Below are 15166 nucleotides of genomic sequence, written 5' to 3'. Positions count from 1 at the left end.
GTTTCCCCAACCTTATATTATTTAGTGTTTTTAGTTGTCCTCAACGGTACCAATTTTATTAATTGGCCAGAAGCGGAATTTGACTTCTCCTACAAGAGCACTCTTGTCAAAGTAACCAACTGCTCGACTATCTTTGGAAACAATACGATTGTCTCCAAGTAGGAAATATTTGCCTTCAGGAACAGTGACAGAGAAGGTCGTGTTGCCGTCAGCATTGGTTGTAAAGGCCTTGGCATCCTTAGCTAGTTGTTGGAAGTAGCTACTCTTGCTCTTATCATCGTTGTAAGCATATTCTTTTTGTAGCTTATCCTTGGCAAAGGCAGCTTGGAATTCTTTGAGGTATTCTTCCTTAACTTCTTTACCGTTGACAGTAAGTTTATCGTTTTGATAGGTAATGGTATCACCCGGCATCCCGATGACACGTTTGACGATTTGTTTCGTCTTACCATCTTCGACTTCCTTGGCAACGACAATATCGAAGCGTTCAATGGATGTATGTTTCAAAACAATAACACGTTGATTATTGGCTAGAGTGGGATCCATTGAGTGACCATCAACTTGGACAGGGAGCCAAAGGAAGAGGCGAGTCAAGAGGAAGAATGTGATAAAGAGGATAAAGAGTCCCCATTCACGGAGTAAAATGAGGAAGTATTGGGTCCATTTGTTTTTCATAGTTAAGGCCTTTCAGGGTTATTGTAAGCGTTGGTAGGCTTTTTTAGTATTGGCGAAATGATATTTAGCAGTAGCTTGGAGAGCCTGATCTCCGTAGGCTTGAAGAAGCTTGGTTGCGACCTGGTCAGACTTAGCACCAGCACCTGAAGGAAGAGTATAACCTACTTCTTGGCTGAGTTTATCTAGATTTTCCAGGAAGAGATTGCGGGCGATGATAGAGCTCACCGCGACAGCTAGGTATTTACCTTCAGCTTTTTCTTCTAAAGTAATAGGAAAGTCAAAGCGATTACGTTCGTTCTTGAGATATTTTTGATAATTTTTCTCACTGGTGAAGGCATCGATGACAATCTTATCTGGTTTAGCACCTGATTGTAATAGTAGGAAGATAGCCTGATTATGGAGGGCTACTTTGACGGATACAGCATTATGTGCTTTACCATCTCCAACTACCTCATTGTACTTTCTAGGAGAAAGCAGGAGTGCTTTGTGGGGAATTTTCTCCTCCAAGAGAGGTGCAATCTGACGAATCTTAGTATCGTTTAGATTTTTAGAATCATCGACTCCTAGAGCTTTCAAAAAAGCATGGTCAGCGGGAGTAACTAGGCTAGCTACAACAGCTAAACCACCAAAATAGGAGCCGTTTCCGACTTCGTCTGATCCAATTAGGGCCAGATTTTGCCCATCAGTTGACTGCTTAGGCGTGGCTTGGTAACCAAAACGGCTAGCTAGGATTTCTGGTTTAGCACCCTGGAAGGTCACCTTACCTGAAGTGTAGGCTATGACGCTTGTTCCATCGACCTTGGCTGAAAAACTAGCGTATGGATTTTTAGTCGCAGTTGCGTAGTTTGCTAGATCTTTTTGGAGTACTGAAATCTGCTCTGCTGTCATTTTTAATACGATTGTGCCCATGGAATCTATTTTAGCACAAAAAAGGAGAATTGGTAGATATTTTACAGGTTAGGAATCCTTGAAAATTATTTTTCTGGAGAAGGGCAAAGTATAAAATTTACGAAATTTAAAATTTAGGATATAATGATTAGAAAAAAGAATGCCAAATTCTGCTCTTTTTTTATGATTGGAGGAGCCAGTTGGTATTTATATGTCGAACACACCCTGGAGAAGGTGTTAAAATCTGACTAATAAGGGTGCTAAAAACAAAAATAAGGAGAAGCTGCGGTGGAGACTCCCTGCCCACCATTGATTAGGCAGTTAATAAGCAAATGGCAAATAAAAACCGTTACAAATTTCATTTTGGAGAAAAGAATCTCACGCTAACAACTGATAAGGATAACTTATTCATGGAAGAGGTGGAACGTGTTGCTTATGAGAAATATAAGATTATCAAAAAGCAGATGAAAAATGCTGATAATGAAACGATTGCTATTCTAATGGCCATCAACTCTCTATCAACTCAGTTGGAACGTGAAATCCAAGTTGAAGATATGGAAAAAGAGTTGGAAATTTTGAGAGCTAAGCAACTCGAACAACTTAAGGTCAAGGCGACAGCTCAAAGTGATGACGATGAGGATGACGCATGATTGGACTCCTTGTCTTAGCCATCATGGCTTGGAATTTCTATATTGGCTACCGAAGAGGTCTCTTTATGCAAGCCTATTACGTGGTTTCAGTCATTATTGCCATGTGCGTCGCGGCCTATTTTTACAAGTCACTAGGTGAGGCTATTAATCTTTGGGTACCTTATGCTAATCCAACCAAAGATGCCAGTGTAGCTTTTTTTACAGACCAGAATGTTTTCTCACTTGACCGTGTCTATTATGCGGGCGTTAGCTACTTCGCCATCTATTGTGTGACCTATTATGGTTTGCGCTTTCTTGGGATTTTCTTCCATTTTGTGAGAATTGAGCGTCTTGACCAGACACGGTTCCAAGTGGCAAGTGGTGTTTTGGCTTCCTTGGTAAGTTTAGTACCTTTGACTATGTTGGGGAATATACTTGCGACCGTTCCCATAAACAATATTCAAACGGTCTTGTCATCTAGCTGGTTTTTGCGTTTTTTGATTAATTGGAATTTTCCAGTTAGCCAGATTATCCAACACTTGTGGACAAGTGTGATATAGAAAATAGACGTCTTCCTTGATTAAGGGAGTGTTTTGATTGAAGACAAAGTCCTCAGAAGTTATCTTCTGGGGATTTTTCTTGTGTTATACAGAGAAAAAGGAAAGTCCAAGATGGAAGATATGGTTGGGCTTACTTTGGCATATCTAAATATCAAAAAATTAGTAAAAATGATGGTAGGGAAGACCTATTATTTAATCCAAATACCTCAATATTATTGGATTGTGCGAGAATTAAGTGTGAATATAAAAAAGGCAAACATCGTTTTTGATGTTTGTCTTCATTCTGAAGGGAAACTCTATCGAGTTCTCTTTCGAAAATTAACTTGACTTAATTTTTTTATTCATGTATATTAATACCAAAGGAGTGAAATTATGATTCAAATTGAACATCTAAGTGTTTCTTACCAGAGAACACTGGCCTTAGAGGACCTTTCCATCACCATCCAGGGTCCAACCATTCTAGGAATTCTTGGACCTAACGGAGCAGGGAAATCAACCCTGATCAAGGCCATGCTAGGACTTTTGCCTCATTCGGGAAGGGTCCAGCTCGATCAAAAAGATATCGGCCAAGTTCTTCAAAGAGTGGCCTATGTCGAACAAAAGACAGCTATCGATTTTCACTTCCCTATCACGGTACGGGAGTGTGTCTCACTGGGACTCTATCCCCATCTTTCTATCTTTAAGAAAAAAAGCAAAGAGAACCTCCAAAAGGTGGAAGATGCCTTAGAGCTTGTCAATCTCCTTGATTTAGCGGATCGCCAGATTGGCCAGCTTTCGGGAGGGCAATTCCAACGTGTCCTAATCGCCCGCTGTTTGGTCCAAGAAGCAGATGTCATCTTTTTGGATGAGCCCTTCGCTGGTATTGACTCCGTTAGCGAAGACATCATCATGAAGACACTGCACACCTTGAAAAAGGAAGGCAAGACCATCTTGATTGTTCATCACGACCTCAGCAAGGTTCCAGCTTATTTTGATCAGGTCATCTTCCTCCATCGCAAGCTGATTGCTTTTGGGAAAACAGAGGATACATTTACCAAAGAAAATCTTCACGCAGCCTACGGGCATGAACTCTTTATAGGAGGTGGAATCGGATGATTACAGAATTTATCAATGGATTACAGCAATTCCACTTCTTACAGAATGCCCTAATCACAGCTATTGCTATAGGAATTGTCGCTGGAGTTGTGGGATGTTTCATCATTTTGCGAGGCATGTCTCTTATGGGAGATGCCATTTCACACGCGGTCCTTCCCGGGGTAGCTATGTCTTTTATCTTGGGAATCAATTTCTTTATTGGTGCCATTGCCTTCGGGCTTTTAGCTTCCATCTTGATTACCTATATCAAGAGCAACTCCATTATCAAGAGCGACACTGCAATTGGGATTACCTTTTCTTCTTTCCTCGCCTTAGGGGTCATTCTGATTGGAATTGCTAAAAGTTCCACCGACCTTTTCCACATCCTCTTTGGGAATATCTTGGCTGTGCAAGACCAGGATATGTGGATGACCATCGGTGTTGGAGTGGCTGTTTTACTGGTGATTTGCCTGCTCTTTCGTCCGTTACTGCTCACTTCTTTTGATCCTGTCCTCGCTCAATCTATGGGCGTACGGGTCAAGGTCTATCACTACCTCCTCATGGTGCTCTTAACCTTGGTTTCTGTCACTGCCATGCAGAGTGTCGGGACCATTCTCATTGTCGCCATGCTCATCACACCTGCTGCGACAGCCTATCTCTATACCAAAAGCCTCTGGTCCATGATGCTCCTTTCATCCGGATTAGGTGCTCTTGCATCCATTCTAGGACTCTTTATTGGCTATAGCTTCAACATCGCCGTCGGGTCTTGTATTGTCCTCACTTCTGCAGTCTTCTTTCTCATCAGCTTCTTTATCGCTCCTAAGCAGAGAAAGAACAAGACTGCTCTCTAACCTCATTAAAGGAGAAACACATGAAAAAAATCGCTTCTGTCCTCACCCTCTTTGTGGTGCTCTTAGTTGGTCTTATGGCTTGTAACAAGAGCTCTTTTTCCAAATCCTCATCTGATAACTTGAAAGTTGTTACCACCAACTCAATCCTTGCAGATATTACCAAAAATATCGCTGGAGATAAGATCGACCTACACAGTATTGTCCCTGTCGGTCAGGATCCCCACGAGTACGAACCGCTACCAGAAGATGTCAAAAAAACTTCACAAGCAGACCTGATTTTCTACAACGGGATTAACCTAGAAACCGGTGGCAATGCTTGGTTTACCAAACTAGTCAAAAATGCCAATAAAGTAGAAAACAAGGATTATTTCGCAGTTAGCGATGGAGTCGACGTCATCTACCTAGAAGGTCAAAACCAAGCTGGAAAAGAAGACCCTCATGCTTGGCTCAATCTCGAAAACGGGATTATCTATGCTAAAAACATTGCCAAACAATTGATCGCTAAAGATCCAAAAAACAAGGGCTTTTACGAAAAAAATCTAGCAGCTTATACTGAAAAGCTCAATAAGCTAGACCAAGAAGCCAAGCAAGCATTCAAGAATATTCCAGAAGAGAAGAAGATGATCGTTACCAGTGAAGGGTGCTTCAAGTACTTCTCGAAAGCCTATGGAGTCCCATCTGCCTATATCTGGGAAATCAATACTGAAGAAGAAGGGACACCAGAACAAATCAAAACTCTGGTAGAGAAATTGCGTCAAACCAAGGTTCCGGCCCTCTTTGTCGAATCCAGTGTCGATGAACGCCCTATGAAAACTGTGGCTAAAGATACCAATATTCCTATCTTTGCAAAGATCTTCACTGACTCGATTGCTAAAGAAGGGGAAGAAGGTGACAGCTACTATAGTATGATGAAATGGAATTTAGAGAAAATTGCAGAAGGTCTGAACCAATAAGGCTCCAAACTCATTAGCTTCTCAAATAAATCAGTAGCTCTTTCCCCTTCATTGATGTACACTGAAGGGGAAAAAGGAGTCTTTGTTATGACAACATTTTTAGGAAATCCTGTTACCTTTACCGGACCTCAAGTTAGAGACACTGCTTACGACTCTTCGCTGACTACCCTTAACTTCGAGAAAAAAATCTTTGGCTGATTTTGCTGGCAAGAAAAAAATATTTATCGTAATCCCATCCATTGACACAGGTATCTTTTCCCCTCAAACACGTCACTTCAACCAGAGGCTTTCTCTGACATAGAGGGCGCTGTGGTCTTAACAGTTTCTGTAAATTTTACTTTAGCTTAAGTCAAATAGTGTGTTGCAGAAGGAATTGAAAATGCCATCATGCTCTCAGACTACTTTGACCATTCCTTCGGAAAAGCCTACGGACTCTTAATAAATGAATAGCATTTACTTGCACGTACCGTCTTGGTTTTAGATGCGGATAACAAGGCCTCTTACGTTGAGTACCTAGACAACATCAATAGTGAACCAAATTGCGACGCTGCAATCGAAGCCATTAAAGCACTTAGATAAAGAAAAAAGAGGTTGTAGACCTCTTTTTCGTCGCTATAGAATACGATGGAGACCATCTTGGAGAAGGCCTCGTCAACGAGAGTGAGGGATGCGTTGTAGAAATCTTTGCATGCGCTTTGCTACCTATTGCTTGTAGATTCTACCTCTTTGTGCAAAGGTTCCCTTTCGGCTCCAATAAAGTCTGTGGTATAAGACAGGGGTGTATGGCCCCTTCTAAGATAGCTTGGGAACGGCCTCCCATCAACCCTTGCAGTTCTCTCTGACACATATCTTGGAAAAGAGGGATGGCAAAGACTAAGACAGAGCAGTAGCAAGCTTGACGTATTGCTTCATACGTACAAGACTGCAATCAGTTTTCTAAGTGGCTGAGACATCTGGTCGTACAGCTCAGCATTTCTAATTCCTGTCGCTGCATCTACATCCTCCTTTTTATTTTGTTCTCATTTTTTCTATATTAGAATCTTTTACCCCCAGGCAATTCCTATCCACTGGCCAAGCCATTTTGCTCTTTTTTTGATATACTAGAAGGAGAGAAGAAAAGAGGAACCTATGACACCAAATAAAGAAGATTACCTCAAGTGCATCTATGAAATCGGTGCGCAACATGAAAAAATTAGTAACAAAGAGATTGCGGCCCGGATGCAGGTTTCACCTCCAGCCGTGACTGAGATGGTCAAGCGCATGATCTCGGAGAATCTCCTCATTAAGGATAAGCTCCACGGCTATCTGCTCACCGAGCTCGGCTTCCAAACGGTTTCCGATCTTTTTCGCAAGCACCGCTTGATTGAATTGTTTTTACTAAAAAATCTGGACTATACTACTGAAGAAGTTCATGAAGAGGCTGAAGTGCTCGAGCATACTGTCTCCGATCGCTTTATCGATAAATTAGACCAGATGTTAGACACTCCTAAGATCTGTCCTCATGGAGGGACCATTCCACCGAAAGGAAAACTTCTCATCGAGGCTTACCAGGATCGTTTGAGCGATGTCAGCGAACCAGGAACCTATCGTTTGCGGAGAGTCCAGGATACTTTTGAATTACTCAATTTTTTAGAACAAATCCAACTGAAGATCGGGGATGATATACTTCTAAAGGGGTACGATGATTACACTGGTCTCTTTCAACTCCAGATTAAGGGGCAAGAAGTTCAAATCAATCACCTAATCGCCCAACAACTTTACATAGAAAAACATGACCTTTGATTAAGGGCATGTCAGATTGAAGACAAAGTCCTCAGAAGTTATACTTCTGGGGACTTTTCTTGCGTTATACCAGAGAAAAAGGAAAGTGCAAAATGGAAGATAAGGGTGGGCTTACTTTGGCATGTCTAAATACCTTTTAAAATTGAATTGAGTTGATTGCAACAACAATTGTAGCTGCAATACTTTCTGATACAGAAGCTAGTCCGCCAACATAAATCATACCTACCATTCCGTTGTCGGTTTGTTGTGCATTCTGGTTTTTCTTTCCTTGGAAAAACTCAATTGCACCTAAAAAGGCCCATCCTAGGCCACCAATAGAGACCAATGCACCCATGGCAGTAGTAATTTTTGTAACAACTTCCATTTTTATTATTTTTCCGTTGTCTTGCAAAAAAGACTGGACACATAGTCTCAGTCTCTCTTAATTAGTTTTATCCCAAGGTTGCAATGGTGCATCCGGAACCACCGGCACTTTGTGGGGCATATTCAAAACTTTTAACATGACGATGACGGCGGAGATATTTAGTCACCGCGTCACGGATGACACCGGTACCAATACCGTGGATGATGTCCACCTGACTCATGTTGTTAAGTAGGGCTTGGTCAATAAAGGCATCAAGCTCTTGCATGGCTTCTTCGTAACGTTTCCCACGAAGGTCTAGACGGGCACGAGGACCACCAGATGCCTTCTTGGCTTTTTTAACTACGTTAATCTGTTTTTTCTTAGGCTGTTGCACCTCAGCTTGAGCACGAACGAGAGTGAATTCATCCGCCTTGAGGGTCATCTTGATGAGACCTACTTGGGCTTCCCAGTTACCATTTTTGGCCTGACTAGTAAGAGTGCCTCGTTGACCATAGGCGGTAACGATGATATCGTCTCCGACACGAGGGGCACGCGCAGCCTTTTCTTTCTTGGCTTTACGAAGGACCTTATTCTTAGAGAGGTCCACTTGTGGGGCAAGTTTCTTGAGTTTTCCTTTGGCATCGATAACTTCATGAGGCTTGAGTTGACTCTTATCATGGAGAGTTTTGAGAATACTATCGCTCTCAGCCAAAGCTGTATCCACCATATCTTGAATGTCTTTTTGAGCTTTTTCGAGTTCCTTGTCGTACTCATGGGAGAATTCGTTATAGAGTTTCTTGACCGCACGGTTGAATTTAAGGTTCTCTTGCTCAACGTCCTTGATGTGTTCCAGACGTTTTTGTGTTTCCACAGTTTGGGCTTCAAGTTGCTCGATGATACGGTTGACATCACTATCAGTATCCGTGAGGTTTTCTGCTTCCTTGACAATAATCTCATTCAAACCGAGGCGGCGAGCAATCTCAAAGGCATTAGAACGACCAGGAACCCCCTGCATAAAACGATAGGTAGGGCTTAAAGTCGCTGTGTCAAACTCCATGCTGGCATTTTCTACATGTTGGGTCTCAATGCCATAGGCCTTAAGCTCAGGATAGTGAGTGGTAGCCATGGTCTTAATCTGGCTCAAACGAAGGTGCTCTAAGATTGCCATGGCTAGACTAGCCCCTTCCTGAGGGTCGGTACCAGCCCCAAGCTCATCGACCAAGACCAGGCTGTTACTGTCGGCAGCATTCAGAATCTCAACAATGTGGGTCATGTGACTAGAGAAAGTTGACAAACTTTGTTCGATAGATTGTTCATCTCCGATGTCCGCAAAAATCTCTTGGAAAATGGCTACACGACTACCCTTATCAGCCAAAATTGGAAGGCCAGATTGAGCCATCAGTTGAGCTAGTCCTAGCGTTTTAAGCATGACCGTTTTACCACCAGTATTAGGACCTGTGATGACAATGGCTGTAAGATCCTCATCGAATCTCAAATCGTTGGCTACTGGATTGATTAGAAGCGGGTGACGAACGTTAAGCAGTTGGAGTGTTTGGTTGTCACTAATCTTTGGAATAACCGCCTTTTTATTATGGAGATAGAGGTATTTTCCTCTAATGAAGTCCATATGGCCCAAAATCCAAGCGTTATTAGAAATTGCAGCAGCCTGTGGACGGAGTTGATCAGACAGTTCGTGTAGGATACGGGCCATCTCGTGGCGTTCGTCTGCACGTAATTGTGTAATTTCTTCGTTAAGCTGGATAACAGCGCGTGGCTCGATATACACTGTGTTCCCAGAGCTTGAGATGTCGTGCACAACACCAGAAATACGGTTACGGTAGGTATTTTTGACAGGAAGCACTGAACGGCCATTACGACTAGCAATTAAGCTCTCAGCCAACATGTGGCCAGATTTCTTAAGAATGTCTTGCAAGGTCTGGCGAATGGCATCATCACAAGCCTTAAGTTGACGACGGATATTTTGCAACTCAGGGCTAGCAAAATGTTCAATAAAACCACTATCATTGATACTTTGAAGGCTACCTTGTAGACTTGGGAAGGCCTCAATCTTTTCAAAAAGACGTTTAAGAGCCACGAGCTCAACATTTTCAAGGTCAGCGTAGAAGCGGCCAAGGTCAGCTGAAGCTTGCAAGACCTTCTTGATGGCAATGAGCTCCTGGATGTTGAGGTCAGCATCCAGTTCCAAGCGACGCAAGGGCTCAGAAATATCTCTTAAGCTCCCAATGGCAAAGCTATGATGCTCTACGAAAATCTCAGACATTTCTTGGATTTCTGTAAATTGATTTTGAATTCTTTCTGGATTGGTCATAGGTACCAAGTCACGTAACTCTGCCTGAGCCTGCTCAGTCTGTAGGTATTCTGTGAACTGGTCCTTGACCTTGTTAAATTCTAATTGATCTAAAATCTTTGTGTTCATAACTCCTATTATAGCATATTTGACCATAGGACGTGGAGCTGGGAAATGCCTGAGGTCGTTTTATGAGCGGACTTTTGTCATCAGATGTTGACTAGCTATTTTTACAAAAGAGTCTCCCTAAAATAAGAGGATTTCAATTAAAACCAATGCTCCCATCTATGCTATAATAAACCTATGACTAATCAGAAAAAATTACTCCTAATTGACGGTTCATCCGTTGCCTTTCGTGCCTTTTTCGCACTTTATAATCAAATTGACCGTTTTCGTAACAATAATGGCCTTCATACTAATGCTATCTACGGTTTCCATCTCATGTTGGACAACCTACTTGAGCGTATTCAACCGACTCATGTCTTGGTAGCCTTTGATGCTGGAAAAACAACTTTCCGTACAGAGATGTTTGCGGACTATAAGGCTGGTCGTGCCAAGACTCCAGAGGAATTCCGTGAGCAGTTCCCTTATATCCGTGAGATGTTGGCTGCACGTGGTATCGCCTATTATGATCTGGCTCAGTACGAGGCAGACGACATTATCGGTACCTTGGCTAAGATGGCTGAAAATACCAGTGAGGACTATCAAATTACTGTTGTCTCTGGGGACAAGGACTTGATTCAGTTGACTGATGTCAATACCGTGGTTGAGATTTCGAAAAAGGGTGTGGCTGAGTTTGAGGCCTTCACACCTGACTACCTCATGGAGAAAATGGGTATTACCCCTGCGCAATTCATCGACCTCAAAGCCCTCATGGGTGATAAGTCCGATAATATTCCAGGAGTTACTAAGATTGGTGAAAAGACTGGTCTTAAGCTCCTTTTGGAACACGGTTCCCTTGAAGGTATCTACGACCATATTGACGAGATGAAGAAATCCAAGATGAAGGAAAATCTCATCAACGACAAGGAACAAGCTTTCCTTTCTAAAACTCTGGCGACCATTGATACCCAGTCTCCTATTGAAATTGGCCTAGATGATACGGCCTTTACGGGACCTGACCTTGAAAAATTGGCAGCCTTTTATGATGAAATGGGCTTCGTTCAGTTCAAAAATGCTCTTGGCGGAGAGGCTGTGCCACAAGATTTTGATGTGGCCTATGCAGAGCCTAGCCAAGTAACAGCGGATCACTTTAGCTCTGACGATTTCTTCTATTTTGAAATCCTCGGTGACAATTATCATACAGAACCCATCATCGGTTTTGCTTGGGGAAATGAAAAGCAGATTTATGCGTCTACAGATACTGACCTACTCACATCAGACACCTTCCAGGCAGCTCTTTCTAAAGCTGTTAATATCTACGATTTCAAGCGTAGTAAGGTGCTTTTGAGCCATTTAGGGATTGACTTGCCGACGGCTAATTTTGATGCACGTCTGGCCAAGTATCTGCTCTCAACCGTTGAAGATAATGAATTGTCAACAATTGCCCGTCTCTATACGGAACTACCGTTAGAAACAGATGAAGTGGTCTATGGTAAGGGAGCTAAGCGTGCCGTTCCTGAAAAAGAGGTCTTGCTCAGCCACCTGGCTAAAAAAGTCAAGGTCTTTCAGGTCGCCAAACCGGTCATGCTAGAAAAGCTAGCTGAACACGGCCAATCAGAGCTTCTCTTTGACATGGAGTTACCACTGGCAAATGTGCTAGCCAAGATGGAGATCGCTGGTATTAAGGTTAAGGGACAAACCCTTAACGAGATGGCAGTGGAAAACCAAGTAGTCATCGATAAATTGACCCAAGAAATCTACGAGATGGCGGGCGAGGAGTTCAATATTAACTCGCCTAAACAGTTGGGTGTTATCCTCTTTGAAAAGATGGGTCTACCTTTGGAATACACTAAGAAAACCAAGACCGGTTACTCAACGGCTGTGGATGTCCTTGAACGTTTGGCACCGATTGCTCCAATCGTAGCTAAGATTTTGGAGTACCGCCAAATCACCAAGCTTCAGTCTACCTATGTCTTGGGGCTTCAGGATTATATCCTTGAGGATGGCAAGATCCATACCCGTTATGTGCAAGATCTAACTCAGACAGGTCGCCTCTCATCAGTGGATCCAAACTTGCAAAATATCCCTGTTCGCTTGGAGCAAGGTCGTCTCATCCGTAAGGCTTTTGTCCCATCGACTGAGGACGCAGTGCTTTTAAGCTCGGATTACTCACAGATTGAGTTGCGCGTGTTAGCCCACATTTCGGGAGATGAGCATTTGATTGCTGCCTTTAAAGAGGGGGCAGATATCCATACCTCTACAGCCATGCGTGTCTTTGGTATTGAAAAGCCAGAGGATGTCACACCTAACGACCGTCGTAACGCAAAGGCTGTTAACTTCGGTATCGTTTATGGTATTTCTGACTTTGGTCTTTCTAACAACCTTGGCATTAGCCGTAAGAAGGCCAAGGAGTATATTGACACCTATTTTGAGCGTTATCCTGGTATTAAGGCTTATATGGATAATGTGGTTCGTGAGGCCAAGGATAAAGGATATGTAGAAACCCTCTTCCACCGCCGTCGTGAGTTGCCAGATATCAACTCTCGTAACTTCAACGTCCGCAACTTCGCAGAGCGTACAGCCATCAACTCACCTATCCAAGGAAGTGCCGCTGATATCCTCAAGATTGCTATGATTAACTTAGACAAGGCTTTGGTAGAAGGTGGCTATAAAACTAAGATGCTCCTTCAAGTGCATGATGAAATCGTCCTTGAGGTGCCAAACGATGAACTTGTAGCGATGGAAGCCTTGGTTAAAGAAACCATGGAAGCTGCAGTCGAACTCGCTGTCCCACTCATCGCAGATGAAAATGACGGCTGCACATGGTATGAGGCAAAGTAAAGCATGAAAGAAAATTTTCCATTTACCTATTTTCTCCTGCGTTATATGCTGGGATTTCTAGCCGTTATCCTAGGTATCGTGGCAGTATTGGTGATTATCACCTACTTTATGACCAAGTAGGATATGGGTTTGTTGACTCTTTTTGATAGGTCAATTATATCCTATCTTAAAAAATATAAGGCAAGTAAACAGAGGAAAGATATTTACTGACTCTTATGATAGCACTATTATTTTGATTGGCTATGTTAAGGGTCGTAGCCGTAAGTATGATAAACTTGGTGCATAAGAAAAAGGGTAGCGCTATGCTACCCTTTTTTGCTATCTTCATAAGTTTTAATCATTTTCTTCTGTGGTGTGGCCATTGGGAACTGGTTAAAGTCCTCAGCCGTTACCCAGCATAGCTCTTTATCGGTAGTGAGTTTGTTGTCATTGACGATTCCTTCCACCATCTCGATGGTCCATTTTTGGTGGCTGAAGGTATGTTTTACAGGTGTAAAGCTATTGTCTGTCCAGACTGGTTTAAGAGCATAATTTTCCTCGAAAATAGCTTTTTGTGAAACGGTTTCGAGGACACAATTATCATTTTTAAAAAGACTGAGTTGTTGGCCAATAAAGTCCGTCTCTATGATAGGGAAAGTCCAGAAACCACCTAGCAGACGCCCCTCTATATTTTTTTCTAGAAGAAATTCACCCTTTGTATTTCTGATAATAAAAGCCTGAATTTGCATAGGTTTGGGCTTCTTCTTTGGCAATTTGATGGGGTATTTGTCATAGGTTCCATTGAGATAGGCTGCACAGAAAAAGCGAATAGGGCTTTCGTCGGGTCTTGGATTTTTAGCCGATTCGATATCGGTCCCAAGGTCCATAAGGGCCTGATTAAAGTCACCAGGACGGTCAGGATCAATCAAAATTTCCATAATAGCTTGGAAAATCTTACGATTTTTAGGGTCTCCGATGTCATAGTTAACTTCAAAGAGGCGAGCCATGACTCGCATAACATTCCCATCAACAGCAGGTTCAGGGAGTTCAAAAGCGATGCTAGAAATAGCACCAGCAGTATAGGGGCCGATCCCCTTGAGCTTTGCAATATTGTCATAAGTATCTGGGAACTGACCACCAAAGTCAGTCATGATTTGTTGTGCGGCCTTTTGCATGTTTCGGATACGTGAATAGTAACCTAGACCCTCCCAAGCTTTGAGGAGTTTTTCTTCTGGAGCCTCAGCCAAATCCTTAACTGTTGGGAACCAGTCTAAAAAGCGCTCATAATAGGGAATGACAGTCTGAACCTGGGTTTGTTGTAGCATGATTTCACTGACCCAGATATAGTAGGGATTTTTAGTTCTACGCCACGGTAGGTCTCGTTTTTCTCGATCGTACCAGTCCAGGAGGGTACGACGAAAAGATACGATTTTCTCAGCATCCCACATGACAATGCCGTATTCTTGTAAATCTAACATATCTCTATTGTAGCAAAGAAATCTTTTTTCAAAAAATCTTTCGTTTTCAAGAGAAAAAGATTGACAAAAGTAAGCGTTTACATTATAATAAGAGTGTAAAGAAGAGAAGGATTCATCAAGGAGGTAAAAGCCATGGTGAGAGTCAATATTTCAAGGTACAAAAACGGAGACTAAGGTTTCTAAACAAAACAGTAGGCAAAATAACTAACTTTACCAATCATCTCTGAGGAGCGTGGTCATATGACAGTAGGGCGTTACAAGAACGGAGATTAATTTAGTCGCATAAAATAGCTACAAGGGAGTGATACCACCAGAAGTCGAAAGCCAAACTCAAATCTGTTAACCTAAGAAAAAGTGAGGTAAAGCTCATGAGAAATGTTAGTAGGTATAAAAATGGAGACACTTAAGCAGTTGCGTAAAATAGCTTAAGGAGTGATACCAATGCCAAACAAGTGAACTATCGACAAAAGTTAAATGCTTAAATCTTGTAACAAAGTACCGAGGTGACGCTTATGTTGATGTTTGATGTAAGTCGTTATAAGAACGGCGATTAAAAATGTTGCATAAAATAGCTACAAGGGAGTGATACCACCAGAAATCGAAACCCAAACTCAAATCTGTTAACTTAAGAAAAAGTGAGGTAAAGCTCATGAGAAATGTTAGTAGGTATAAAAATGGAGACACTTGAGCTGTTGCGTAAAATAGC

General features: G+C 42.3%; 12 protein-coding genes and 2 pseudogenes. 9 read left to right on the top strand and 5 right to left on the bottom strand.

Going from position 1 to position 15166, the window contains the following annotated elements:
* Positions 1-30: 30 nt before the first annotated feature.
* Together lepB and rnhC are read right to left on the bottom strand one after the other, a co-directional pair.
* On the bottom strand, positions 31-672 hold the full coding sequence (gene lepB / locus EL076_RS08655; RefSeq protein ID WP_003094735.1) for a signal peptidase I: 642 nt from the start codon (positions 670-672) through the stop codon (positions 31-33).
* A gap of 18 nt (positions 673-690) precedes the next feature.
* Positions 691-1581, bottom strand: a complete 891-nt coding sequence (gene rnhC / locus EL076_RS08650) for a ribonuclease HIII (RefSeq protein WP_117646773.1) — start codon at positions 1579-1581, stop codon at positions 691-693.
* 311 nt (positions 1582-1892) lie between these two features.
* On the opposite strand from rnhC, the gene EL076_RS08645 reads away from it, so the two are divergent.
* The 8 genes and pseudogenes from EL076_RS08645 to EL076_RS08610 all read left to right on the top strand — a co-directional run bounded on the left by EL076_RS08645 (position 1893) and on the right by EL076_RS08610 (position 7409).
* Positions 1893-2210, top strand: a complete 318-nt coding sequence (locus EL076_RS08645) for a hypothetical protein (RefSeq protein WP_003096030.1) — start codon at positions 1893-1895, stop codon at positions 2208-2210.
* Positions 2207-2749 (top strand): CvpA family protein, encoded by a 543-nt coding sequence (locus EL076_RS08640; protein WP_048787893.1) that lies wholly within the window; start codon positions 2207-2209, stop codon positions 2747-2749. Before EL076_RS08645 ends, EL076_RS08640 begins: the two co-directional genes overlap by 4 nt.
* Positions 2750-2839: 90 nt before the next feature.
* A pseudogene (locus EL076_RS08635) lies at positions 2840-3076 on the top strand (hypothetical protein); the annotation flags it as partial.
* Between the two features lie 45 nt (positions 3077-3121).
* Complete coding sequence (locus EL076_RS08630; RefSeq protein ID WP_117646772.1) at positions 3122-3844, top strand: metal ABC transporter ATP-binding protein; 723 nt, start codon at positions 3122-3124, stop codon at positions 3842-3844.
* Complete coding sequence (locus EL076_RS08625) at positions 3841-4674, top strand: metal ABC transporter permease (protein WP_003093234.1); 834 nt, start codon at positions 3841-3843, stop codon at positions 4672-4674. Before EL076_RS08630 ends, EL076_RS08625 begins: the two co-directional genes overlap by 4 nt.
* A gap of 20 nt (positions 4675-4694) precedes the next feature.
* Complete coding sequence (locus EL076_RS08620) at positions 4695-5627, top strand: metal ABC transporter substrate-binding protein (RefSeq protein WP_117646771.1); 933 nt, start codon at positions 4695-4697, stop codon at positions 5625-5627.
* Between the two features lie 87 nt (positions 5628-5714).
* Positions 5715-6206, top strand: a pseudogene (gene tpx / locus EL076_RS08615) (thiol peroxidase).
* Positions 6207-6755: 549 nt separating this feature from the next.
* Entirely contained in the window at positions 6756-7409 is a 654-nt protein-coding gene (locus tag EL076_RS08610; RefSeq protein WP_048787888.1) for a metal-dependent transcriptional regulator, read from the top strand.
* Between the two features lie 136 nt (positions 7410-7545).
* On the opposite strand, the gene EL076_RS08605 is transcribed toward EL076_RS08610, so the two are convergent.
* Positions 7546-7773, bottom strand: coding sequence for a hypothetical protein (locus EL076_RS08605; RefSeq protein WP_048787887.1), 228 nt, complete (start codon positions 7771-7773; stop codon positions 7546-7548).
* Positions 7774-7840: 67 nt separating this feature from the next.
* Positions 7841-10189 carry an endonuclease MutS2 gene (locus tag EL076_RS08600; protein WP_126430045.1) on the bottom strand — a complete coding sequence of 783 codons (2349 nt, stop codon included), beginning with the start codon at positions 10187-10189 and terminating at the stop codon, positions 7841-7843.
* Positions 10190-10363: 174 nt separating this feature from the next.
* On the opposite strand from EL076_RS08600, the gene polA reads away from it, so the two are divergent.
* Entirely contained in the window at positions 10364-13003 is a 2640-nt protein-coding gene (polA, locus tag EL076_RS08595; protein WP_117646769.1) for a DNA polymerase I, read from the top strand.
* Between the two features lie 305 nt (positions 13004-13308).
* On the opposite strand, the gene mutY is transcribed toward polA, so the two are convergent.
* Positions 13309-14460 (bottom strand): A/G-specific adenine glycosylase, encoded by a 1152-nt coding sequence (mutY, locus tag EL076_RS08590; RefSeq protein ID WP_048787885.1) that lies wholly within the window; start codon positions 14458-14460, stop codon positions 13309-13311.
* Positions 14461-15166 lie beyond the last annotated feature (706 nt).

The organism is Streptococcus vestibularis (assembly GCF_900636445.1).
GTDB lineage: Bacteria > Bacillota > Bacilli > Lactobacillales > Streptococcaceae > Streptococcus > Streptococcus vestibularis.
This window is presented reverse-complemented; position numbering and strand designations above follow the sequence as displayed.